This is a genomic window from Bradyrhizobium sp. URHC0002 (assembly GCF_054059515.1).
The window spans coordinates 2,191,406-2,214,151 of the sequence record NZ_JBSSCF010000001.1; the positions used below are offsets into that span (position 1 = coordinate 2,191,406).

The 22,746-nt window shown below is 62.1% G+C and carries 21 protein-coding genes; 10 read left to right on the forward strand and 11 right to left on the reverse strand.

From position 1 onward, the window contains the following. Positions 1–22: 22 nt before the first annotated feature. The 7 genes from ACVWVY_RS10380 to ACVWVY_RS10410 all read right to left on the reverse strand — a co-directional run bounded on the left by ACVWVY_RS10380 (position 23) and on the right by ACVWVY_RS10410 (position 7,209). Entirely contained in the window at positions 23–1,294 is a 1,272-nt protein-coding gene (locus ACVWVY_RS10380; protein ID WP_456626289.1) for an AAA family ATPase, read from the reverse strand. Then, the gene (locus tag ACVWVY_RS10385; RefSeq protein WP_456626290.1) at positions 1,291–2,031 is read right to left on the reverse strand and encodes a CpaD family pilus assembly protein; all 741 of its coding nucleotides are present in this window, start codon (positions 2,029–2,031) and stop codon (positions 1,291–1,293) included. Before ACVWVY_RS10385 ends, ACVWVY_RS10380 begins: the two co-directional genes overlap by 4 nt. A gap of 22 nt (positions 2,032–2,053) precedes the next feature. Next, positions 2,054–3,523 carry a type II and III secretion system protein family protein gene (locus tag ACVWVY_RS10390; protein ID WP_456626291.1) on the reverse strand — a complete coding sequence of 490 codons (1,470 nt, stop codon included), beginning with the start codon at positions 3,521–3,523 and terminating at the stop codon, positions 2,054–2,056. Between the two features lie 17 nt (positions 3,524–3,540). Continuing rightward, positions 3,541–4,335, reverse strand: coding sequence for a Flp pilus assembly protein CpaB (gene cpaB / locus ACVWVY_RS10395; protein WP_456626292.1), 795 nt, complete (start codon positions 4,333–4,335; stop codon positions 3,541–3,543). Positions 4,336–4,462: 127 nt separating this feature from the next. Beyond that, positions 4,463–4,987, reverse strand: a complete 525-nt coding sequence (locus tag ACVWVY_RS10400; protein ID WP_456626293.1) for an A24 family peptidase — start codon at positions 4,985–4,987, stop codon at positions 4,463–4,465. Between the two features lie 94 nt (positions 4,988–5,081). Beyond that, a complete protein-coding gene (locus tag ACVWVY_RS10405; protein WP_456626294.1) occupies positions 5,082–6,821 on the reverse strand; it encodes a GtrA family protein in 1,740 nt (579 codons plus the stop codon). A gap of 223 nt (positions 6,822–7,044) precedes the next feature. Beyond that, positions 7,045–7,209: a Flp family type IVb pilin gene (locus tag ACVWVY_RS10410; RefSeq protein WP_334390913.1), complete on the reverse strand. Its 165-nt coding sequence runs from the start codon at positions 7,207–7,209 to the stop codon at positions 7,045–7,047. Between the two features lie 308 nt (positions 7,210–7,517). On the opposite strand from ACVWVY_RS10410, the gene ACVWVY_RS10415 reads away from it, so the two are divergent. The 6 genes from ACVWVY_RS10415 (at position 7,518) to ACVWVY_RS10440 (ending at position 12,928) form a co-directional block, all read left to right on the forward strand. Then, positions 7,518–8,345: a sterol desaturase family protein gene (locus ACVWVY_RS10415; RefSeq protein WP_456626295.1), complete on the forward strand. Its 828-nt coding sequence runs from the start codon at positions 7,518–7,520 to the stop codon at positions 8,343–8,345. A gap of 18 nt (positions 8,346–8,363) precedes the next feature. After that, positions 8,364–9,818 (forward strand): hypothetical protein, encoded by a 1,455-nt coding sequence (locus ACVWVY_RS10420; protein ID WP_456626296.1) that lies wholly within the window; start codon positions 8,364–8,366, stop codon positions 9,816–9,818. A 160-nt stretch (positions 9,819–9,978) separates the two neighbouring features. Continuing rightward, a complete protein-coding gene (locus tag ACVWVY_RS10425) occupies positions 9,979–10,812 on the forward strand; it encodes a sterol desaturase family protein (RefSeq protein ID WP_456626297.1) in 834 nt (277 codons plus the stop codon). Positions 10,813–11,025: 213 nt separating this feature from the next. Continuing rightward, on the forward strand, positions 11,026–11,517 hold the full coding sequence (locus ACVWVY_RS10430) for a pilus assembly protein N-terminal domain-containing protein (protein ID WP_456626298.1): 492 nt from the start codon (positions 11,026–11,028) through the stop codon (positions 11,515–11,517). 228 nt (positions 11,518–11,745) lie between these two features. Next, positions 11,746–12,300 (forward strand): TadE/TadG family type IV pilus assembly protein, encoded by a 555-nt coding sequence (locus ACVWVY_RS10435; RefSeq protein WP_456626299.1) that lies wholly within the window; start codon positions 11,746–11,748, stop codon positions 12,298–12,300. A gap of 19 nt (positions 12,301–12,319) precedes the next feature. Continuing rightward, positions 12,320–12,928, forward strand: coding sequence for a TadE/TadG family type IV pilus assembly protein (locus tag ACVWVY_RS10440; protein ID WP_456626300.1), 609 nt, complete (start codon positions 12,320–12,322; stop codon positions 12,926–12,928). An 828-nt stretch (positions 12,929–13,756) separates the two neighbouring features. Here ACVWVY_RS10440 and ACVWVY_RS10445 read toward each other — a convergent pair. From ACVWVY_RS10445 to ACVWVY_RS10460, 4 genes are all read right to left on the reverse strand, one after another. Continuing rightward, positions 13,757–15,349, reverse strand: a complete 1,593-nt coding sequence (locus tag ACVWVY_RS10445) for a TadE/TadG family type IV pilus assembly protein (protein WP_456626301.1) — start codon at positions 15,347–15,349, stop codon at positions 13,757–13,759. 305 nt (positions 15,350–15,654) lie between these two features. Next, positions 15,655–15,867, reverse strand: a complete 213-nt coding sequence (locus tag ACVWVY_RS10450) for a cold-shock protein (RefSeq protein ID WP_002714433.1) — start codon at positions 15,865–15,867, stop codon at positions 15,655–15,657. 269 nt (positions 15,868–16,136) lie between these two features. After that, positions 16,137–16,421 (reverse strand): translation initiation factor IF-1, encoded by a 285-nt coding sequence (infA, locus tag ACVWVY_RS10455; RefSeq protein ID WP_074819689.1) that lies wholly within the window; start codon positions 16,419–16,421, stop codon positions 16,137–16,139. Positions 16,422–16,444: 23 nt separating this feature from the next. Beyond that, positions 16,445–17,962 carry a DEAD/DEAH box helicase gene (locus ACVWVY_RS10460; protein WP_456626302.1) on the reverse strand — a complete coding sequence of 506 codons (1,518 nt, stop codon included), beginning with the start codon at positions 17,960–17,962 and terminating at the stop codon, positions 16,445–16,447. 192 nt (positions 17,963–18,154) lie between these two features. On the opposite strand from ACVWVY_RS10460, the gene ACVWVY_RS10465 reads away from it, so the two are divergent. The 4 genes from ACVWVY_RS10465 to urtC all read left to right on the forward strand — a co-directional run bounded on the left by ACVWVY_RS10465 (position 18,155) and on the right by urtC (position 22,746). Continuing rightward, positions 18,155–18,289 (forward strand): hypothetical protein, encoded by a 135-nt coding sequence (locus ACVWVY_RS10465; protein ID WP_456626303.1) that lies wholly within the window; start codon positions 18,155–18,157, stop codon positions 18,287–18,289. A gap of 237 nt (positions 18,290–18,526) precedes the next feature. Continuing rightward, positions 18,527–19,846, forward strand: a complete 1,320-nt coding sequence (gene urtA, locus ACVWVY_RS10470; protein ID WP_456626304.1) for an urea ABC transporter substrate-binding protein — start codon at positions 18,527–18,529, stop codon at positions 19,844–19,846. A 162-nt stretch (positions 19,847–20,008) separates the two neighbouring features. Next, positions 20,009–21,577 (forward strand): urea ABC transporter permease subunit UrtB, encoded by a 1,569-nt coding sequence (urtB, locus tag ACVWVY_RS10475; protein WP_456632163.1) that lies wholly within the window; start codon positions 20,009–20,011, stop codon positions 21,575–21,577. Beyond that, a complete protein-coding gene (gene urtC, locus ACVWVY_RS10480) occupies positions 21,574–22,746 on the forward strand; it encodes an urea ABC transporter permease subunit UrtC (protein ID WP_456626305.1) in 1,173 nt (390 codons plus the stop codon). Before urtB ends, urtC begins: the two co-directional genes overlap by 4 nt.

Genomic DNA, 22,746 nt, shown 5'->3' on the forward strand with positions numbered 1-22,746 from the left:
GATGGCACTCCACGCGGGCGACCTACTTCTTGGCCCGCAACTTCTCGATCAAGGGCGATAGCAACGAACTCTTCGGCTTCTTGGTTTCGCCGCGGCCAGTGAGCCGCTGCGCAATCTGCAGGAACATCTCGGTGGTGCGATGCGTGGCGGCGATTTCCGCGATCATCTGGCCGTTGTTGGCGGCCGAACCGAAGATTTGCGGCTCGAACGGTATAGTGGCGATCGGGTGGTTTTCGATCGCCTTGGCGAACTCGGCGGCGGGGATCTCCGGACGCTTCGGGATGCCGACCTGATTGAGACAATAGAGCGGCGCGCGATCGTTCGGCCGCGATGTCTTCAGGAGGTCGAAGATGTTCTTGGTGTTGCGCAGATTGGCGAGATCGGGTGCCGCGACGATCAGGATGTCGTCGGCCGCGATCAATGCGCGCTTGGTCCATCCCGACCATTGATGGGGGACGTCGAGCACGATGCAGGGCATCGTGGTGCGAAGCGTATCGAAGATCGAATCGAACGCCTCCACGCCGAAATCGTAGACCCGGTCGAGCGTTGCCGGCGCCGCCAACAGGCTGAGGTGGTCGGTGCATTTCGACAGCAGGCGGTCGAGGAACGCGGTATCGACCCGGTCGGGCGAGAACACCGCATCCGCGATACCCTGCGGCGGGTCCTGATTGTAGTCGAGGCCGGCCGTGCCGAAGGCGAGGTCGAGATCGGCGACCACGGAATCCAGCGCCAGATCGCGCGCGATCGCCCAGGCGACGTTGTGGGCGACGGTGGACGAGCCGACGCCGCCCTTGGCGCCGACGATGGCAATGATGCGGCCGACGGCCTTGGCTTCCGGCGACGAGAACAGGTTGCAGATCGAGCGCACGACGTCGATGGCGTTGACCGGGGCGATGACGTAGTCGCTGACGCCGCGACGCACCAGTTCGCGATAGAGCATGACGTCGTTGATGCGCCCGATCACGATCACGCGGGTTCCGGCGTCGCAGACGGTGGCGAGCTGGTCGAGGCCGAGGAGAATGTCGTTGCGGCCTTCGGTCTCCAGGATGATGACGTTCGGGGTCGGGGCCGAGCGGTAGGCCTCGACGGCAGCGGCCATGCCGCCCATCTGGATCTTGAGGTGAGCCTTGCCGAGCCGACGGTCTTCGCCCGCCGACTGGACGGCAGCCGCGGTCTCCACCGTCTCGCAGAAAGCCTGCACCGACACCCGCGGCGCCGGCGCGATGTGATCCTCGGTAGACGGCGCCGTGTTTTCCGGCTGCTGGTCTGTATTCTGGCGCGAGTAAGTGATCATTTGCCGGTATCGCTGAGTTTGGCCTTGTCGGCCTCGGGATAGGTGGTCGTGGTGGGGGTGCCCTTGCGATATTTCTCGAAGGCTACGCCACGGCGCGGCGCGAAGGCTGGTGTTTCGGGACGCGGCTGCACGAGATCCGACGGGTTGTCGACCATCGCCGCCAGATTGCGCTGATTGGAGCAGCCGAAATTGTAATAGGACTTGTTGTCGAAATAGCTCTTGTTGTTGACCGACGGTCCGAGATCTTCCGGCCACAGCCCGCATGGGCCGGCCACCGCCGAAATCTTCGGATAGTTGAGGCGGATCGCGGCCATGTGCCGGGGATCCTCGGGGCTATACTGGCGCACATTGGTTGCGCGCGGCGGCACGCCGGTGGCGGCAAGCGTCGCCTGGATCTCGCGCAATGAATCTTGGGCCGCCCGCGCGTTCGGCGTATTGACGGGCACGTCGATGCTGATGATGCCGGTGCCTTCGCGCATCCAGGTCTGGCCCAGATACATCACATCGGCGCGCTGGGTGGCGGAAAGGCCGCCGCGTCCGCGGCCGACGAAAACCACGATCGAGCGGTCGGCTTCCTGGACAGCGATCGGATGGCGCAGGCGGTAGTCGTCGGGCACGCCCGCCGTCGTCGCCACGTCGGTGGTGGTCTTGCAGGCGCCAAGCGCCACGGAAAGACCGATCAGCGCTCCCGCCACGCAGAGGGCGCGCCTGGGATCGGCGGGCTTCCTTGATTTCATACTCGGTGTCATCGTCCCCGCCTCAGTCCGTAATAAAGCCGTAGGTGCCGCGATAATTCCGTGCCTTCTCGACGCGGCCCGGAACGCCGTAGATTCGATTGATGCTGCCGAGCAGGTCGGCCTGCGGGTCCGAGGAGGCGGCAAAGCCGTCATCGGGCCGCGACAGATCCTTCTGCGCCACCGCGCGCACCACATAGGGCGTGACCAGAACCATCAGTTCGGTCTGGTTGTTGACGTAGTCGCGGCTGCGGAACAGCGTGCCGAGAACCGGCAGTTGCGACAGACCGGGGAGGCCGTTGATGGCCTGCTTGGTCTGCTCCGCAATCAGGCCGGCCATGGCCATCGAGCCGCCCGAAGGAATTTCCAGCGTGGTTTCCGCGCGGCGGGTCTTGATCGAGGGAATGGTCAGCGAGTTCGTCGAGTTGCCACCGAGGGCCTGGGTCAACGTGATCGAGTTGTCGTTCGACAGTTCCGACACTTCCGTCATGACGCGAAGGCTGATCCGGCCTTCGGTCATCACCACGGGCGTGAAGTTGAGCGAAATACCGAACTTCTTGAACGAGATCTGGGTCGTACAGACGCGTGTGACCGGATCGCAGGAATAGCCCGCGGGAACCGGAAATTCGCCGCCTGCAATGAAGGTCGCGGATTCGCCCGAGATCGCGGTCAGATTGGGCTCGGCCAGCGTGCGAACGACACCGGCGCTCTCCATCGCGCGGAGCGTGGCCGTTACCGAGGATCCGAACGACGTCGAGGCCCCGTTGCTCGCCACCAGCGGGCGGCCGAGAGCGGTAAGCGGATTGGAGTTGTTGAAGTTCACGACCGCGGTGCCGTAGTTCAGGTTGGCCGTGAGATCGATGCCCAACTGCTTGATGATGCTGCGGGTAACTTCGGCGACCGTAACTTTCAGCATGACCTGGTCACGGCCGCGGACGGCGATCGAATTGACGACCTTTTCACTGCCGCCCACGAGGCGGGCGGCGATATCGGCGGCCTGCTGCGCCTCGATCGGGCTCGCCGCGGTGCCGCTCAATACCACGCCGTCGCCGACGCCCTCGATCAGGATGTCCGAATTCGGCATCGACTGCTTTAGCGCCGCGCGCACGCCGTTGAGGTCGCGCTTGACCGCAATGTCGTAGGCCGCGATCTGCGCGCCGGTGGAATCGAAGAAGACGATGTTGGTCTGGCCGACCGCCGCGCCGATGATATAGGCGCGCTGGGTCGAGCGGACGACGGCGTTGGCGACCTTCGGATCGGCGACAAGTACGTCCTTGATCTCCCGCGGCAGGTCGATCACGATCGATTTGCCGATCCCGAGCGAAAGGAACCGCGCGTTCATCTGTCCGTCAGTGGTGACCGGTGCCGAGGTGCGATAGTCGCTCGCCACCACCGGTGTCAGTGCCGGATTGAGCGTAAGCGCAGCCACGGCCGAAAACGACAGGGCGCGGACGATGAACGTTCGCATCATCGGCTGAATTTCCCTGCACTTCATATCGTGCGTCCTTTCGGTCACTTCTGCATCGTCTGCTGGCTGGCAACGCCGTAACGAATGACGTTGAGGTTGTCTCCGCGCTTGCGGGATTGCTGTTCGTCCGGCTGCTCGACCATCTTGATGTCGGCAATGCTGCGCAGCGCCAGCGACAGCGTCCCGCTCTGGCGCGCGCGGGCGAGCGTCTCGGTCTGCTCGGGCTTCAGCTCGAGCGTAACCGTCCTGCCGACCAATGCGCTGGTGCCTTCTTTTTCCTTCGGCGCCTGGTCAATCGCGAGAACGCGAACATTGGTGAGGATGATTTCCGAGTTAGCGACGTCAGCGCCTTTGCCGTCCGTGCTCTTTTCGCGCTTGGTAAGAAGAACGTCGACGCGGTCGTTCGGCAGGATGAAGCCGCCGGCGCCGGTTTCCGGCGAAATTTCGGTAGAAACGGCCCGGTGGCCGGCGGGCAGGATCGCCGCCATGAAGCCGGATCCGTCAGCCTTCACCAGCTTCTGCTCGCGAATCGGCTCGCCCGCGATGAACGGCGAGCGCGCGATGGAGCCCGTGATCTCCTTGATGGCGTCGGCCTTGCTGGCGCGGTTGATAAAGTTGTTGCTGGCGGTCGCAGCCGGCCAGGTCTGCCATTGCAGATCATCAGGCTTGACCGCCTGGCCAAGTCCGATATCCGATTTGGCGACGAGAATATCGACGGTCTGCAGCTGCGCGACCGGCTGGGCCGGCGCGGGCTTGTCGTCGGACCCGCTGGCGAGATATGCGGCAATGCCGCCGGCGCCGATGGCGATGGCCAGAACCACAATGCGTGCGGTATTCATTACGCTTCACTTTCCACATTACGCTGCGACGCTTCCGCCGCCGTGATGGGAGTTGACCAGCTATTCGTCAAAGCATGGTTAATGAGGCGTGTGTAAATTGCCTTAACGGAAAGTTAGCGATGCTGGATCAGCGCATGGCGAGGTGAGCGAGGTCGATCGCCTTGATCCATTCGGTCTGCGGATAGACGATCAGCGCGCCGACGGCGAGCGCGATGCCGTAGGGAATTCCGCTCTGTTTGTCGTGCAGCCGGTTCAGCCAGGCTTGTCCGGCAAACAGGGACGGCAGCGGCCATTGCCGGAACTGAATCAGCAGGACCGTCAACGCTCCGCCGAGCAGCGAGGCATAGAGCAGATAATTGACGAGATGGTCGAAACCAAACCAGAGCGCCACGCTGGCCGCGACCTTGGCGTCGCCGCCGCCGACCCATCCCATCGCGAAGCAGGCAAAGGCCACCACCAGAACGGCCGCGCCGGCGCCGAAATGCAAGAGGATGTCGTGCAGGCCCATGCCGCCCAGCACCGCGAGCGCCAAAAAGCCGGCGATCAGCGCCAGCGACACCCGGTTCGAAATCGTCATCGTGAACAGGTCGCTCGCGGCTGCGAACGCCATCAGGGCCGGAAACAGCAGGAGGCGGGCGGTATCGAGGATCATGGCGTAACGGCCCGTTCGGTTGGGAATGCGCTTGGCGCGTCGGCGCAGCCTATTGACGATAGGTAAACGATCGGAAAACGGGCCTCGGCTGACATCACGGTTGCGGCCGGACGCGATAGATCTCGAGCGGCTCGCCGGCGTCTTGCGGCAACTTCTCGAGCCAGTCCGGCGGCTGGTCGCGGACCAGCGTGGCGAGGAGGCCGTCTGGCGCCTGTGCGGTCAACAGCGCGGTTTCGGCATTGCCGCGGCAGAGGGCGACAAGTTCAATCCGGTTGGTCTGGATCGTGGTCCGCGCCTGGTCGGCCGTGCCGATGAACGCGTCGAGCGTGAGCAGGTTGCCGGTGACGTTGCGGTGATAGGGCCCGGCCAGCACGCGGTGAGGCGAGCGCGCAAGGATAGGTGCCCCAAGGTTGGAGATCGCAAGCACGGTCGTCGGCTGCTGCGCAGCGAGGAGGGCGTAATCGGCAGGTCGCTCGCAAGTGCCCGCGGGGGAAGTCGCGGGCGCCGTCTCTCCCAAGGCCGCCGACGCTGCATGGGCGGCCGCGCTCCAGGAAACATTGAGGGAAACCAGCCAGACCAACGGCATTCGCAGCAGGGGGAGCCGGTCCGACGTCGACGCCGTGCGGTTTCGCCAGTCGCCGACCCAGCCCGCGAGCGCGATGGCGGCGAGCGGCAGCGAGAACGTGGCCCCGCGCACCTGCCAAAGGCTGACAACGAAAGCTGCAGTCAGGAATGCCATCAGTATCCAACCAGCCGCGTTGCCATGACGGCGCAGGCGCAGCCCGAGCACGATCAGCGCGAGGATGGGCGTGACGTAAGAGCCTGCGGCCTTGACCCAGTCGCCGGAGAGTACGCGCCAGAACGGCTGCGCCTCCGTCACCTGATTCAGCCAGAACTGCTGCAGCTTCGGATCCAGTCCGGCATAGGGATCGGCGAAGCATTGTGGAAAAGCGGTAACTGCCACGGCGGCGACGGCGATACCGAGCGCAAGCAACGCGGCGAGCCTTGTGCCGAAGCTGCGGCCGAGCGCGGGAGACGCCGCAGCTATTGCCAGGCCGATTCCCGAAGCCGCAGCGATAGAGAATTGCGGGATCGAGTAGGCGTCGCAATGGGGCATGAGCCAGCTACTGGCCGGCACGGTCGCAACGAACGTGGCAAGGCCACCGGCGCTAAGGCCCATTCCAAAGCCGGCCGCCTTGGCGGCCTCGGGGCGATCGCCCAGCAGATAGGATGCCGCCGCGGTCATCCCGGCAACGGCGACATAGGGTAGCGTTTCCATGCCGACGGCCAGCATCAGGGCGCAGGCGGCGCCTGCGGCGATTCCGGCCATGTACCCGCGTCCAACGATCAGGGCGGTGATGGCGGCAAGGCAGAGCGTGAGCTGGACATTGTGGTGGTCGATATCGCCGGGGGCAAAGACGCCGCTGAAGTGGAGCGCGGCGGTGCAGATGATGAACGCCGGCATAATCGCCCACTCGTCATAGACGGAGCGTGCGATCCGCAGCAAGAAAGTCAGCGCGGCCGCCATCAGCGGGGTCGTCCAGGCGAACAGGGCTACCGTTTCGCCCGTCGCCGGTTTTCCGGTCAGGGCGGATACGACAACGATAATGGCCGCGATCGGCGCATCGACGAGACGTGACCAGTGCATGACGAAGCCGCCTGGCGGGCCCATTCGGTACTGGTGCAGGTCGAACCACGCCTGCCCGCCGATGAGATCGCGGATCTCGACCAGCCGAAGCAGGCTGTCATTGTCCCCGTTCGCAGCGGCGAGGGTCGGGAAACCGGCCAGCGCATGCAGGCCGAGCGCCAGCAGAGCGCCCGCCAGTCCCAGCATGGCATCGTCGCGCCATGTGCCTGGTCGGACAGCGCTTTGGGGCATCATCCTCGCGTTGACGGTCATTTGAAACTGGGACGTTGGAGGAGGGGACAGGCTAGCGGTCTGCTTTCAACAAAACGTAAAGCATGTTCCGCCGCACCTCGGTCGTTCAGGCAAATCCCAAAAACAATAAAGGCCCCGGCAATGCCGGGGCCTTTAGAGCAACTGAGTGATGCCTCGCTTACTTCAGCGAGTTCGAGATCGTGTTGAAGTTGGTCGACAGCTTGGTGCCGAGACCGTTGACGGCGGTGATGATCGCGATCGCGATGCCGGCGGCAATCAGGCCGTACTCGATGGCGGTGGCGCCGGACTCATCCTTCACGAAACGCGAAACGAGATTCTTCATAGATGATAACTCCTGTGTACACGTGGCTGGTCGAACTTAAGTTTGGTCTTGCCGGCGTTCTCAGCACCGTGACCATGGCGTGACCCTAAGGGTGCGACAATTTCGACGCGGTTAATTCGACCGTGCAAAAATGCCAGGAACTTGCTGTTCTTGAGCACAGTAAACACCGCATTAAGGCATCCGATTAAATGCAAGCGGAGTGCGGAAGGCCGTTTGTCGCGCTCGCGCGCCGTGCGCCGACTCCGTCGATTCACGGCTCCTTAAGCGCGAGCAGATACCCCTGAAGTCTCCGATTGAAAGAGGCCGCCATGTCCAGTTTGCCAATGGAAGTCATCGAGGTAGTAGGCCAGACGTTGGCAAAGGTCGTGCCGGTCACGATCGCACTCGCTTTGGTGTTCACGGTGCTCTCGCATTTCTGGTCTTGCAATCCGGGTAAACCCTGGTGGCGCAAGCGCGAGCTCATTACCGACATCTGCTATTGGTTCTTCGTGCCGGTATTTGCGCGCATCTTCCGCATCGGCTTGCTGGTGATTGGCGCCGCTGTCCTCTTCAACATTCACGACGTCGACGAACTGATCGCATTCTACGACAACGGCCATGGGCCGCTGTCGGAGCTTCCGCTCTGGGTGCAGGCGATACTGTTCCTCGTTGCGTCCGACTTCATGCTGTACTGGCTGCACCGCATGTTTCATGGCGGCGGATTCTGGAAATATCATGCGATCCATCATTCCTCGGAGGATCTCGAGTGGATCTCGGCCGCGCGGTTTCACCCCGTCAACCTGTTTATCGGAACGATCCTGGTCGACGTCATTCTGCTGATAGCGGGCATCTCTCCCAATATCATGCTGTGGGTCGGGCCGTTCACGACCTTCCACTCTGCCTTCGTTCACGCCAACCTGAACTGGACGCTGGGCCCTTTCAAATACGTGCTTGCCACGCCGGTCTTCCATCGCTGGCATCACACCTCGCTCGAGGAGGGCGGCAATACCAATTTCGCGGGCACCTTTCCGCTCTGGGACATGCTGTTCGGCACGTTCCGCATGCCGGAGAACCGGCTGCCTGACGATTATGGTGTGGACGATCAGGTGATCCCCACCGAGATCGGCGGGCAGTTGGCCTATCCATTCCGTCAATGATCGGGCCGGCAGTTTCGCATGAGCACTGAAGCCGGAGCAATCCAGCGACACAATAATGCCTTCAGCATTGCCAACGTCCCGGCATGGCTCTGGCTCGGAATTGGCGTCTACGCGCTGGTAGCGATCGGCGGACGAACGCTCCTGATCGATTCCGATACCTACTGGCAGATCGCCGTGGGCCAGTGGATCCTCGATCACCACACATTGCCGCGCGTTGACATCTACTCCTTCACCAAGGCGGGCGAGCCGTGGACGTCGTCGTCCTGGCTGGCGCAGGTGCTGTACGCGGCGAGCTATAATCTGGTGGGCTGGACCGGGCCGGTGGTTCTCGCCGCGGGCGTCATCGCCGCGACCTTCACACTTTTAATTCACATTCTCGGCCGCCGCATCCCCGCGCTCTATGCGCTCGCCGTCGCGATGGCGGTGGTGGCGCTTTCGATGGGGCATTTTCTGGCGCGTCCGCATGTGCTGGCGCTGCCGATCATGCTGGCGTGGGCGAACGGGCTGATGTCGGCGAGCGAGCGCGGCCAGGCGCCTTCGCCATGGCTGCTGCCATTGATTGCGCTGTGGGCGAACCTGCACGGCGGATTCGTGTTCGGTCTGGTACTGGTCGGCGCGTTCGCGCTCGACGCGCTGTGGAATGCGGATCACGCCCAGCGAAAGTCGGTGGCGCTGCGCTGGGCAGCGTTCGGCATCGGCGCGCTGGTGGCCTGCTGCGCCACGCCTTACGGGTGGGGATCGATCTTCGCCGCGCGCAAGATCCTCGATCTCGGAGAACTCCTGCATCTGATCTATGAATGGATGCCGGCAAACTTCAGCAAATTCGGTGCGTTCGAGATGGCGATCCTCGCGCTGATCGGCGGTACCCTCTACAGCGGCGTCAAGCTCACGCCGCCGCGGATCGCGCTGGTGCTGGGCCTGCTGCACATGGCGCTGTCGCATGTCAGGAATCTCGAGATCTTCGCGCTGCTGCTGCCGATCGTGGTGCTGGCGCCGGTAGCGTCGCATTTTGCGCTGCGGCCGGCCTGGACCGCCCGCGCCGCTGTCCCGATGCCCGTGATCGCGGCCGTGATGGTTTTGCTCGGCGGTTGGACATGGCTGCTGGCGGCCAACACCCCTTTTGCACCACCCGAAAATCAGGCGCCGGTGGCGGCTCTCGATGCGCTGAAGGCGTATAATCCGAAGCGCATTCTCAACGATATGCCGTTCGGCGGCTACCTGATCTGGCGGCAGATCCCCGTATTCGTCGACGGACGCGCCGAACTGTACGGCGAAGCGTTTGACATGGCCTATTACCGCGCCATGCAGCTCAAGGACGTCAACGAGTTCCTCGATATTCTCAAGAAGTGGGACATCGACGCCGTGCTGCTGATGCCGCACACCCCGGCGGCACGCCTGCTCGATCATATTAGCGGCTGGCAGCGCGTTTACGCCGACCAGAACGCTGTGCTGCACGTTCGTACCGCAAACTGATCCGGGTCGGTTTTCATAACGTTCTCGAGCGAAGGGAACGCCGTTCGCGTCAGGAAAAGGCGTCGAAACAGCAATTCGGAGCGCGGCTCTGAGTAATCAGAGCCGGGCTCCGCAACGCCCGAACTGGCGGCGAGGCAGGGCTTCTGGTACGCCGGTCGAAATGAACCTGCCGACCGAAATCGTCGAAATGCTCGGCCAGACCCTGGCCAAGGTGGTGCCGGTCACGATCGCGCTGGCGCTCGTGTTCTCGGTGCTGGCGCATTTCTGGGCCTGCAATCCCGGCAGGCCCTGGTGGCGCAAGCGCGAGCTCGTCACCGACATCTGCTACTGGTTCCTGGTACCGCTGTTCGCGCGCGTGTTCCGCATCGGGCTATTGGTGCTCGGCGCCGCCCTGGTGTTTGGAATTCGCGACGCCGACGAGCTGATCGCCTTCTACGACAACGGCCATGGCCCGCTGTCGAGGCTGCCATTGTGGCTGCAGGCTATCCTGTTCCTGGTCGCCGCCGATTTCATGATGTACTGGCTGCACCGCATGTTTCATGGCGGAGGGTTCTGGAAATACCACGCTATCCACCATTCGTCGGAAGACGTCGACTGGATCTCCGCGGCGCGCTTTCACCCCGTCAACCTGCTGTTAGGTACCATCGGGGTCGATGTCGTGCTGCTGATGGCCGGCATTTCGCCGGGCGTGATGCTCTGGCTCGGGCCGTTCAACATATTTCATTCCGCGTTCGTCCACGCCAACCTCAACTGGACGCTCGGCCCGTTCAAATACGTCGTGGCGACGCCGGTGTTTCACCGCTGGCACCACACCGCCCGTGAGGAGGGCGGCGACACCAATTTCGCGGGCACCTTTCCGCTCTGGGACATCCTGTTCGGGACCTTCCGGTTGCCCAGCGGCACGCTGCCGGACCAATATGGCGTGGACGATCAGTCCTCGTTTCCCCGCGAAATCATCGGACAACTGGTCTATCCGTTCCGCAAACAGACATGATCCGTAAAAATGGTTGCCGGTTTTCCCTGACGACAAACGCGAAGCGCGTTTGCGAGGAGAGCACGATCTATTAAGCATGCTGGTCGCGGATTTCTTGCCCCGTTTCGGGGCCTATTTGCCCTTTGTTCATGAATTGTCGTCAGATTCATCGTGTCGGGCGCCGGTTCCGTTGCGTATCGCCATTGCCGGCTTGTTGATGCCCCGGGGTAAAGTATGTCGTTCAAGTCCCAGCGTATTCGCGCACGCGCGCGTTTTGGATTGCGTTCCCTCGCCGCAGGTCTCCTGCTGTGGCCGGCCGTCTGCCTGGCCGCGTCCGATCCAGACCGTATCGCCGTCTATGTCGATCAGGCCAAGCTCGTGAAGCTTCCGGCCAAGGTCTCCACCATCGTGGTCGGAAACCCGCTGATCGCGGACGTGACGCTGCAGAGCGGCGGCATCATCGTAGTCACCGGCAAGGGCTACGGCGCCACCAATTTCATCGCCATGGACCGCAACGGCGAGGTGCTGGTGGACCGCCAGATTCAGGTCGAAGGCCCGACCGATCAGCTCGTCACCGTCTATCGCGGCGTCGAGCGCGAATCCTGGAGCTGCATGCCGATCTGCCAGCGCCGGATTACGCTCGGCGACGGCGAGACCTACTTCAAATCGGCGATCGACCAGGCTGGCTCTCTCAGTGGTCAAGCCGCCGCCGCCGGGACCAAATAGGCAAACTGAGCTCTTTCGGTTCTGATTGAATCAGCAACGGACGCTCCAGTAGGCGCGTCCGCTATCCTGTCCGCGAATCGATCGCTGCCCGCACCAGACTCGTTCCGCAGATAGTTAACGCTCCGTTAGCGCGCCGGGCCGCCCTGCCTCGGTTCGACGAAACACTTCCACAATCAGTTTCGGGTAGTTCTTGCAGGCGGATAATCGCTGCCGTCTGGGGATTTTTCGATGTCGTCACCCGCTCCTGCAACAGTCTCTGTTGGAAATGTATTCCGCCGATTTCGCCGCAACCGACAGGGCTCGGCCGCCGTCGAGTTCGCGCTGGTTGCGCCGTTGTTCTTCGGCATGCTGTTTGCGATTCTCGAAACGGCGATTGTATTTTTTGCCGGCCAGGTTCTGGAACAGGGGACGGCGGAAAGCGCCCGGTTGATGCTCACGCATCAGGCCCAGGACAGCGGCATGACCGAAACCGCGTTCAAGACCGACCTCTGCAATCGGATCAAGGTGATGTTCAATTGCCAAGGCAATCTGGGCAACATTACTGTGGATGTGAAGGTCTTTGCCCCGGGCACCTCGATCACGATTACCGATCCGATCGTCAGTGGAAACCTGACCGGTCCTTTCTCATATTCCCTGACGCCATCTGGCTCTCCCAATACCGTCGTCGTTCGCGCCTTTTATGAATGGCCGCTATACGTGACGCGGTTCGGATACAACATTTCAAATCTCAGCGGCAGCAAGCGGCTGCTTGCCGCGACCGCCGCTTTCCATGTAGAGCCGTGATACGATGATGGTATCCCCGATGCAGAAAACGTCGCTTAGCGTGCGCAGGCTGTGGAATGATCGCAGCGGTCTTGCGGCGGTCGAGTTCGCCATGATTTTTCCGATGATGGTGGTGATGTTCTTCGGCGTGCTCGAACTTTCGGCGGCCATTTCCGTGGATCGCAAGGCCACCCTGGTGGCGCGAACGCTTTCCGATCTGACATCTCAGATGGTAAGCGTGGCGAATGCTGATCTCGTCAGTTTTGGTGAAGCGGCAAAGGCGATCATGACACCTTACCCGGGTCCGCCGTTGGTCTCCTCGGTCACGGAGGTTTACGTCGATAGCGTGAGCGGGGTCGCTCGGGTTCAGTGGAGCAAGGGGTTGACGATCGGTTCAACAGGCGTTGTCTCGATCGCAGCGACGGCGCCTCATAATCCGGGTGACGTTGTGGTGTTGCCGACGACCCTCGTCGCGGCCAAGGGGACATACGTGATCTGGAGCGAGGTCGCCTACACGTATACGCCGGCGATCGGTTATATGGTGGCGAAGACCGGCATGACCTTTCGCGATGCCGCCTACACGCGTCCGCGTACGGTTCTCTGCGTTATATATCCGACGGGTGCCAGCTCCACCTGTCCGACGCTGTGACGGCGGCACTCTCGCACCAGCTTCGCAACTGCACCGTTCACCGCGGCCCCTCTTGGAAGAGGGGCGACGCTGTATTCTCGGGGTTGCATTGGTTCAGCTTCGGTAAGGGCGGGCTTGATCCGCTGCATTGAAGGCCCCGTACAGCTGCCTTATATCCAATGCGGGATGCGTTCAAACCCTCCGCTAAAACGATACAGGCACCTCTGCTGCCCAACGCCATCGTGGGACTTTGGCTGCGAGAGCATGATCCGGACCCGGTAGGCACGGGCTTCGCTCGGGACAAGCGCGAAGCGTTTGCCGGGAGATCATCCACAAAGACATTAGATCCTGATCCGACTCAATCTTAATCGGATCAGGATCTGTTGCGCGCGCGAGCAACCCGCAGATTTCTCGATTTATCGCCTGCTTGTGCCGGCAACCGAACTACCGAACGGACAATCGATCTCATCGTAGTCCTTCTGGACACCTGCCCCGCCTTAAGACAGAACGCGAAAAACTAAAACGCCGGCCCCGTGAGCCAGCCGTAGTCCTGGCCGATTTTTACGGCGACACCCCGCGGCAAAACAGCCCACGGGAGGCCTGACGGCCGGCTCGCTAACGCTGCTAAGGTCCGGGGTTGGTAGCTCGCCGCCCAAATCAACGGCCCAAGTCAACGGCCCAAGTCAACTCTTGGCGTCTCCGCGAGTTCGTCCGGTGGCCTTGCCGGTCCATGCCATCGAGCGGTGAGCAACCACGGTATCACCCCTGTGGCCGAACAATAAAAAGCCCCGGATCGCTCCGGGGCTTTCTGAGGCTCGGTGTCAAGGCGGCGTCCCGCCTTCCGCCAGGTCAGTTCGTAATATGCGCGGTCTGCAGCGCGTGGTTGAACATGGCGTTCAGCGCCGCGGTGATATCAGCGGGCGAGTTTGCGGTGTAGAAGAAGCCAGGCGACGCGCAGGCTTGAAGGCTGGGAGGAATATTCGGGATGTTGTTGTTGGCATAGGTGTCTTCATTGCCGGCAAAGCTCGTATTCACGGGTGAGATCGTTTCATAGGGAATATAAAGCACGGAAACGATGATGCCGCGGTCCTTGAGCGTCTGGCAGGCGTTGGGGTAGGTGTTGACGGGGTCGCTCAGGACAGTGGCGCGGTTACTGCCATGCCAGTTGCCGTTATTGCCGGGAATCGGAATGTCTCTGTACTGGTTATCCTGCGCGCCGTCGGTGACGAGGAAGACGTAAGGCTGCGGGGTGGTCGGCGTGCTGCCGTCGCCGACCGTGCCGGTGCCGCTGGAGATGAGGCCGTTGACCGAATTAAGCGCTTCATCGATATGCGTGCCGCCGGAGCCAAGGTTTGTGTTGGCATTTGTGTCAAGCAGCGTGGCAAGGTTTGCGGCCGCGTAGTTGATGGTGGTTGAGTTGGTGGGTGAGCCGTTGATAGCGCTGGTCAGCGGAAAATAAGAGTAGAGATACCGAATGAACGGGTAGAGGCCGATCCGGAACTGGTTGGTAACCTTCATGGAGGCGTTCGCGGTAATGAACAACTGGTTCACGGCGTAGCCGACCGCGTCGGCGCGCAACTGGATACAGGCGTTGGTGCCGTCGGTGTCGCAGGATGAAACCGGGGGCAGGGCCGCATACAGCGTATTCGGCAGGCCGGACGCCATCGCGTTTGAGAGTTTCTTGCCCGAAGGATATGTCGAATCTGCCGTTACATTTGAGAGAAGGGCCTTGTATCCGCTAAAGCTGACGCGCGAGATCGCATAGCCCATGCAGTAGTTGTTCGTTGGGTATGCCTGGGTCCCGCTATTGGTGCAGGCCATGTTCTGTGGCGCAAAATGGCAGGCGAAGGTGCAGCCGGTGGGATATTGGCGATAGTTATCCGGATTGACTTGTGAAAGCCGCGTCTGCTCGGCGGCGGTCGACGGCAGGCCCATCGAGCCCGAGACGTCCAGCGTCAGATAAAAATCGAGATACGGCGGCAGCGTGGCGGCCGAACTTGAAGCGCCCGTTATCGTCAGTTTACTAAACCCGATCACTTTCAGGAAGGATACCGGTACATCGGCAGTGTATGTCACGGTTGCAGCCAGCTTGATGCCGGTCTTCGTAACAGTGCTGCTGCGAACCAGATTTTGGTAGCCGGTGATCCCGCTCATGTTGGCGTCAAAGACATTGTTGGCATCGGTAACGCCGTTGGTGACCGAGCCGTTGCCTGTCATTACCGAGGCCGCGAGAAAGCCCGGGGATTTCTGCGAAAGCGCGGCGATGCCCGCAGCGTCTGCCGCGGTTTGCATTTTTGCCTTCATTCTGGTCGCGAGCGAGTAATCCACCGCACAGCCAATGGCCGATATCAGAGGGATCGCCGTGATCGCGAAAATTGCCGCGACATTGCCACGCCGATCGCGGCGGAAACAGGAAAGATACTGCTTAAGACGAAATGGCACGAGACGCCCCCTGGCTATCCAAAAGCGCGTGATCGTAGCCCGACCTCCCCTAAGTGCCCCTTAACCTGATCACCGAAAAACGGGCTGATTTCGGGTGTGACCGACTTCAGGAGCCCTCTTCAGGAGCCCTCTTCAGGAAGCTCCCGGGTTACGATCTGTTTACTACGTCGGCGCCGTGATGGCGCAATGCCCGCTCGTCGTCGATCGCCAGGTCGCTCGCATCGACCGAATAAAAAAGGCCGCGCATCAGCGCGGCCTTTCTATATTTCGAATGCGATTTCCCGGCCGAGGCCGGAGGAAACCGCTTATCCGGCGGCGCGTAGATTGTCGGCCGAAGATTTGCCAGAGCGACGATCTGCCACGATTTCGTAGGAGATCTTCTGGCCTTCACGCAACGTCCCAAGACCGGCACGCTCGACAGCGCTGATGTGCACGAACACGTCATTGCCGCCGTCATCCGGCTGGATGAAGCCATAGCCCTTGGTTGCGTTAAACCACTTCACGGTTCCCATGCTCACGGGGTAGTCCCTTCTCAGATATACAAGTCGTAGCCCACCCTTCGATGGGCTGGTGAGATCGAATTTTTGGAAGGGTCGTCAGCGTCTAAACCGGCTGTACCGGTGGATAGCTAATGTCGTCCGGCCGAAAATCGATGGACAATATTATTCGATAGTAGTGGTCAAAACAATCCTGACGTGCACGATTTTTTGATTCGGCCGGCCGGCCGGCCGCGACCGCGCACGATATAGGCGTATCGGGCGCGTTTTCGCTGACGTTCCGGATACGCTTACCGGCGGCGGAACTGGCCGCCGCGCGGCGGTCCGCCCCGCGGAGCGCCGGTGCTCGGACGCTCGTCCTTGTGACGGAAGATCAGGCGGCCCTTCTCCAGATCGTACGGCGACATTTCGATCGTGACCCGATCGCCTGCCAGCGTCTTGATCCGGTTCTTCTTCATCTTGCCGGCGGTGTAGGCAACAATCTCGTGTCCGGCGTCGAGCTGCACGCGGTAGCGCGCGTCGGGGAGGATTTCGGTCACCAGTCCTTCGAACTGGATCAGCTCTTCTTTAGCCATGGTGGTCTCCAGATCGATCGAGGCTAGCGCTGCGGTCGGTGGGTACGGTTGGGTTGAGTATTCGGACGGCTCTCGCGATGCAAGAAGGCGACGCCCTGAATGCCCTCACTTTTCCCGCCCTGGCTCTTGCCGGCCTGCTGCGCTGGACGCGGCTGTTCGTGCCGGTTCGGCTGCGGAGCGGCATTATTACCACCACCGCGGCGGGGACGGCGAGGGCCTTTTGATCCCGGTGCCGATTCATGTCCACGGGATTCGTGACCTCTGGATTCATGTCCACGGGATTCATGTCCTCTGGAGTCATGTCCTCTGGAGTCATGGGACCTGGCGGTGTGGGCGCGCGGTGCGGACCGTCCGCCCCGGTGTTGCTGTGCAGGGCGCTGCGAGGCCGCCGGCGCGGCGTCGCGGCTGCCCGGCGTGCGACGGTCTTCCCGCGGCAGCGTGATGCGGATCAGCCGTTCGATGTCGCGCAGATAGCCCATCTCCTCGGCGCCGGCGATCAGCGAGATCGCAACGCCTTCGGCGCCGGCGCGCGCGGTGCGGCCGATGCGGTGGACATAGGTTTCTGGGATGTTGGGCAGGTCGAAATTCACCACATGGCTGATGCCGTCGACGTCGATGCCGCGGGCGGCAATGTCGGTGGCGACCAGGGTGCGGATCTCGCCGGTGCGGAACGCGGCCAGCACGCGTTCGCGGTGGTTCTGCGACTTGTTGCCGTGAATGGCGTTGGCGGAGATGCCGGCCTTCTCCAGCGTCTTCACGACCTTGTCGGCGCCGTGCTTGGTGCGGGTAAAGATCAGCGCGCGGTCAACCGGCTCCTGCTTCAGAAGCTGCGCCAGCACGCCCGACTTGGCCGAGAAATCGACCTGGATGATGCGCTGGGCGATGCGCTCGACGGTCGAGGCCACCGGCGTCACCGCAACGCGAGCGGGGTCGCGCAGCATGGCTTCGGCGAGTTCTGCGATGTCCTTCGGCATGGTGGCCGAGAAGAACAGCGTCTGCCGCCTGATCGGCAGCTTGGCGACGACTTTGCGGATGTCGTTGATGAAGCCCATGTCGAGCATGCGGTCGGCTTCGTCGAGCACGAGGAATTCGACCTGGTTGAGCTTCAGCCCGTTGCTCTGGACGAGATCGAGCAGGCGGCCGGGGGTCGCCACCATGACCTCGACGCCCTGCATGACCGAGCGGACCTGACGGCCCATCGGCACGCCGCCGATCGCCAGTGCCGAGCTGAGGCGGATGTGGCGGCCGTAGGCGTTGAAGCTGTCGAGGATCTGGCCCGACAATTCGCGGGTCGGCGAGAGCACCAGCACGCGGCAGGTCTTGGGCTGCGGCCGGATGCGGTTTTCCAGAATGCGGTGCAGGATCGGGAGCGCAAAGGCCGCGGTCTTGCCGGTGCCGGTCTGGGCGATGCCGACGACGTCGCGGCCGGTCATTGCGAGCGGGATGGTCTGTGCCTGGATGGGCGTGGGCGTGACGTAATTTTCTTCCTTGAGTGCACGCGAAATGGGTTCGGCAAGGCCGAAATCCTGAAAGGAGGTCAAAAGAGGGTTCTTTCCATTAAAAAGTCAGGCGCCCGACCGGTATCGGCCAGGAACGCGCGAGGGGGTGTCAGAGACACCCGCGTGCTTGGGGCGTCGGTTTTGCTAGCTGAAGGGGCAAGCCAGAAACCGCAAAACGGGATCAGAACACGCGGCTCGCAAGGACCTGATGATTCTCTAGGTCACGGAGATCATATGGAACACCCGCGCGGCGCTTTCAAGGCGAATTCCGCGCGTTTCGTCCGCGCAGTTAAGGAACTGCTCACCGAGACCCAAACCACGGCCGCTCGTCAGCAACTCAAACGATCAAAATTCGTGCAAGAAATTTAGCCAAATTGCGGTAATTGCCCAAAAAATGGATAGTTTGCCCTCAAAGCATACATTTCTGCAGTCTAAAAAATGAGCATTCTTCCCCCGCCTGGTTTCCGCGTACTTCAGATTCCAAAACGATTAGATAGGCTTATCGCGTTTTCTGTCGGTGGCATGGTTCTTGCGATTCCGTTAACGCAGGCGGCCGTTGGGGCCGTTCGCAGCGTTTCAACGCCTGCGTCAGGGAGATGACACCTCATGCTTACTCAATTGACTCACGATATAACGGCGATGAGCCGCCGCCGCTGGCTGGCGGCGACCGCCGGCCTCGTTTTGGGCCTGGCCACATTTTCAAACGCCAAGGCGGCGGACGACACCATCAAGGTCGGCGTCCTGCACTCGCTTTCCGGCACCATGGCCATCAGCGAAACCACGCTGAAGGACACCGTTCTCTTCCTGATCGACGAGCAGAACAAGAAGGGCGGCGTGCTCGGCAAGAAGCTCGAGGCCGTCGTGGTCGATCCCGCCTCGAACTGGCCGCTGTTCGCCGAAAAGGCCCGCGAGCTGATCACCAAGGACAAGGTCTCGGTCGTATTCGGCTGCTGGACCTCGGTGTCGCGCAAGTCCGTGCTCCCGGTATTCAAGGAACTGAACTCGATCCTGTTCTACCCCGTGCAGTACGAGGGCGAGGAGAGCGAGCGCAACGTGTTCTACACGGGTGCTGCGCCGAACCAGCAGGCGATCCCCGCGGTCGACTATCTCGCCAAGGACGAGAAGGTGAAGCGCTGGGTGCTGGCCGGCACCGACTACGTCTATCCGCGCACCACCAACAAGATCCTCGAAGCCTACTTGAAGTCGAAGGGCGTCAAGCAGGAAGACATCATGATCAACTACACGCCGTTCGGTCATAGCGACTGGCAGACGATCGTGGCCGACATCAAGAAGTTCGGCTCGGCCGGCAAGAAGACCGCCGTGGTCTCCACCATCAACGGCGACGCCAACGTTCCCTTCTACAAGGAGCTCGGCAACCAGGGCATCAAGGCGACCGACATTCCGGTTGTCGCGTTCTCGGTCGGTGAAGAAGAACTCGCCGGCATCGACACCAAGCCGCTGCTCGGCCATCTGGCCGCCTGGAACTACTTCCAGTCGATCAAGGATCCGGGCAACGAGAAGTTCATCAAGGCCTGGCAGGCTTACACCAAGAATCCGAAGCGCGTGACCAACGATCCGATGGAAGCACACGTCATCGGCTTCGAAATGTGGGTCAAGGCGGTCGAGAAGGTGAAGTCGACCGACGCCGACAAGGTGATCGACGCGCTGCCCGGCATCGAAGCCAAGAACCTGACCGGCGGCACCTCCAAGATGCTTCCGAACCATCACATCACCAAGCCGGTGTTCATTGGCGAAATCAAAGCCAACGGCCAGTTCGACGTGGTGTGGAAGACCCCGGGTCTTGTCGCTGGCGACGCCTGGTCGAAGGAGCTCGACGGCTCCAAGGACCTGATCGGCGACTGGGTCGGCAAGAAGTGCGGCAACTACAACACCAAGACCAACAAGTGCGGCGGTCAGGGCTCCTGATTTCCGTCTGAGTTGCAATAAAACTTCCAAGAGAACTAACAAGAGAACTACCAAGAGAGACCGGAGAAGGCGGCGCTGCCGCCGCCTTCTCCCCACACTCCTGCCGGGGTCGTAATCGTGTCTGCCAATTTCCTCGACCGTTTTCGCGCGCTTTTTGTCGCGATTTTTTTGACCGTAGCTTTCGCCGTGCCGGCGCTGGCGGGCCCGTTCGAGGACGCGGTCGCCAAATTCGCCAATGACGATTTTTCCGACACCGACGAGGCGATCGGCGCGGTCGCCACTTCTGGCAATCCGCTGGCCTTTCCCATCATCAGCGCGCTGCAGGACGGCCGGCTGTCGACCGATCCGGATACCAAGAAGGTTTTTGTAACGGGCGCCGACGGCAAGATCACCGATGCCGCCACCGGCGCCGTCGTCGACAAGCTGCCCGACAATGCTGCCGCCGTCCGCCTCAACAACCGCCTGCGCCGCACGGTGGAGGCGGCTCTCGGCGGCCTGACGCTGCTGTCGCCCGATCCCGCCAAGCGCATCGCGGCCGCGCAGTCGGTGTTCAAGAGCCACGACGAGAATGCGCTGCCCGTCATCGATGGTGCGCTGGCGAAGGAGAGCAACAAGGCCGTCAAGGCGGCCTTCACCGAGGCCCGCGCGGCAATCCTGCTCTACAAGGCCGATGCGACCGAGGTCGAGAAGCTCGAAGCGATCGCCGTGGTGAAGGCGAAGGGTGACCAGGAAGCCCTGGCGCTGCTGACCGGCCTCGGCAGCGATGCGCCGCCGCTGGTCGCGCAGGCCGCCACCAGTGCGATCGCCTCGATCCAGAGCAACCTCGCAATGTGGTCGATGGTGCAGAACGCCTGGTACGGCCTGTCGCTGGGCTCGGTGCTGCTGCTGGCCGCGATTGGGCTAGCCATCACCTTCGGCGTCATGGGTGTCATCAACATGGCCCATGGCGAGATGGTGATGATCGGCGCTTACACCACCTTCGTGGTGCAGGAGGTCATCCGCACCCGCTATCCTCAATTGTTCGACTATTCGCTGCTGATCGCGGTGCCGCTGGCTTTCCTGGTTGCAGGGGCCATTGGTGTCCTGATCGAACGCGGCATCATCCGCTTTCTCTATGGCCGCCCGCTGGAAACGCTGCTCGCGACCTGGGGGCTTTCGCTGGTGCTGCAGCAGGCCGTGCGCACCATGTTCGGCCCCACCAACCGCGAGGTCGGCAATCCCTCCTGGATGAGCGGCGCGTTCGAACTGGGGCAGATCACCATCACCTACAACCGGCTTTGGATCCTCTGCTTCACGCTGGCCGTGTTCGCCATCCTGCTCGCCATGCTGCGCTACACCGCGCTTGGGCTGGAGATGCGCGCGGTCACTCAAAATCGCCGCATGGCGGCCTCGATGGGCATCGCCACCTCGCGCGTCGATGCGCTGACCTTCGGCCTCGGCTCGGGCATTGCCGGCATCGCCGGCGTGGCGCTGTCGCAGATCGACAATGTTAGCCCCAACCTCGGCCAGAGCTACATCATCGACAGCTTCATGGTCGTCGTGTTCGGCGGCGTCGGCAATCTCTGGGGCACGCTGGTCGGCGCGTTTACGCTCGGCATCGCCAACAAGTTCCTGGAGCCGGTGGCAGGCGCCGTGCTCGGCAAGATCGCCATTCTGGTGCTGATCATTCTGTTCATCCAGAAACGGCCGCGCGGACTGTTCGCGCTCAAGGGCCGGGCGGTGGAAGCATGACGCCGCATGTTCTGACGCGTTCGCTGGATCGAAGCGCTTCCATCTTCATCCTGGTGGTTGCCGGCCTCGGCGTGCTGATCCCGCTGTCGAACCTGCTGCTGCCGGCGGGTTCGGTGTTTCAGGTGCCGACCTATCTGGTCGCGCTGTTCGGCAAATACGCCTGCTACGCCATTCTCGCGCTGTCGATCGATTTGATCTGGGGCTATTGCGGCATTCTCTCGCTCGGCCACGGCGCGTTCTTCGCGCTCGGCGGCTACGCGATGGGCATGTACCTGATGCGCCAGATCGGCAGCCGCGGCGTCTACGGCAATCCGATATTACCAGACTTCATGGTGTTCCTGAACTATCCAGAACTGCCATGGTACTGGCACGGCTTTGATATGTTCTGGTTCGCGGCGCTGATGGTTCTCGTGGTGCCGGGATTGCTGGCGTTCTGTTTCGGCTGGCTGGCGTTTCGTTCGCGCGTCACCGGCGTCTATCTCTCGATCATCACGCAGGCGATGACCTATGCGCTGCTGCTGGCGTTCTTCCGCAACGATTTCGGCTTCGGCGGCAACAACGGCCTGACTGACTTCAAGGACATTTTGGGTTTCAACGTGCAGGCCGACGGCACCCGCGCTGCATTGTTCGCGCTGAGTTGCCTGGCGCTGATCCTGGCCTTCCTGATCTGCCGGGCGGTTGTGACCTCGAAACTCGGCAAGGTCCTGATCGCGATCCGCGACGCCGAATCCCGCACCCGCTTCCTCGGCTATCGCGTCGAGTCCTACAAGCTGTTCGTGTTCACGCTGTCCGCCTGCATGGCCGGCGTTGCCGGCGCGCTCTATGTCCCGCAGGTCGGCATCATCAACCCATCCGAATTCGCGCCGGGCAATTCCATCGAGGCGGTGATCTGGGTTGCGGTCGGTGGCCGCGGCACCCTGGTGGGCGCGGCCCTCGGCGCCGTCGTCGTCAACTACGCAAAGACCTATTTTACGTCGGGCCCGCTGGCGCCGTACTGGCTGTTCATGCTGGGCGCGCTGTTCATCCTGGTGACGCTGCTGCTGCCGAAGGGCATTATCGGCACCTTCAACGCACGGTGGGAGGGACGGAAGGCCGAACTTGGCAATGGCGCCGCCGCGAGCGCCGCGCGCGAAGACGGCGCCGCGCCGAAACCGAATCCGGCGGAGTGA

What these genes read in the sequence shown, in the direction of transcription:
- urtA (WP_456626304.1), top strand. Translation starts at nt 18,527, where the DNA reads ATGCTTACTCAATTGACTCACGATATAACGGCGATGAGCCGCCGCCGC.
- infA (WP_074819689.1), bottom strand. Translation starts at nt 16,421, where the DNA reads ATGGCTAAAGAAGAGCTGATCCAGTTCGAAGGACTGGTGACCGAAATC.
- ACVWVY_RS10440 (WP_456626300.1), top strand. Translation starts at nt 12,320, where the DNA reads ATGCAGAAAACGTCGCTTAGCGTGCGCAGGCTGTGGAATGATCGCAGC.
- ACVWVY_RS10435 (WP_456626299.1), top strand. Translation starts at nt 11,746, where the DNA reads ATGTCGTCACCCGCTCCTGCAACAGTCTCTGTTGGAAATGTATTCCGC.
- ACVWVY_RS10390 (WP_456626291.1), bottom strand. Translation starts at nt 3,523, where the DNA reads ATGAAGTGCAGGGAAATTCAGCCGATGATGCGAACGTTCATCGTCCGC.
- ACVWVY_RS10430 (WP_456626298.1), top strand. Translation starts at nt 11,026, where the DNA reads ATGTCGTTCAAGTCCCAGCGTATTCGCGCACGCGCGCGTTTTGGATTG.
- ACVWVY_RS10425 (WP_456626297.1), top strand. Translation starts at nt 9,979, where the DNA reads ATGAACCTGCCGACCGAAATCGTCGAAATGCTCGGCCAGACCCTGGCC.
- ACVWVY_RS10465 (WP_456626303.1), top strand. Translation starts at nt 18,155, where the DNA reads ATGGAACACCCGCGCGGCGCTTTCAAGGCGAATTCCGCGCGTTTCGTC.
- ACVWVY_RS10400 (WP_456626293.1), bottom strand. Translation starts at nt 4,987, where the DNA reads ATGATCCTCGATACCGCCCGCCTCCTGCTGTTTCCGGCCCTGATGGCG.
- ACVWVY_RS10415 (WP_456626295.1), top strand. Translation starts at nt 7,518, where the DNA reads ATGTCCAGTTTGCCAATGGAAGTCATCGAGGTAGTAGGCCAGACGTTG.
- ACVWVY_RS10420 (WP_456626296.1), top strand. Translation starts at nt 8,364, where the DNA reads ATGAGCACTGAAGCCGGAGCAATCCAGCGACACAATAATGCCTTCAGC.
- ACVWVY_RS10410 (WP_334390913.1), bottom strand. Translation starts at nt 7,209, where the DNA reads ATGAAGAATCTCGTTTCGCGTTTCGTGAAGGATGAGTCCGGCGCCACC.
- ACVWVY_RS10405 (WP_456626294.1), bottom strand. Translation starts at nt 6,821, where the DNA reads ATGCTGGGACTGGCGGGCGCTCTGCTGGCGCTCGGCCTGCATGCGCTG.
- urtC (WP_456626305.1), top strand. Translation starts at nt 21,574, where the DNA reads ATGACGCCGCATGTTCTGACGCGTTCGCTGGATCGAAGCGCTTCCATC.
- ACVWVY_RS10385 (WP_456626290.1), bottom strand. Translation starts at nt 2,031, where the DNA reads ATGAAATCAAGGAAGCCCGCCGATCCCAGGCGCGCCCTCTGCGTGGCG.
- ACVWVY_RS10380 (WP_456626289.1), bottom strand. Translation starts at nt 1,294, where the DNA reads ATGATCACTTACTCGCGCCAGAATACAGACCAGCAGCCGGAAAACACG.
- cpaB (WP_456626292.1), bottom strand. Translation starts at nt 4,335, where the DNA reads ATGAATACCGCACGCATTGTGGTTCTGGCCATCGCCATCGGCGCCGGC.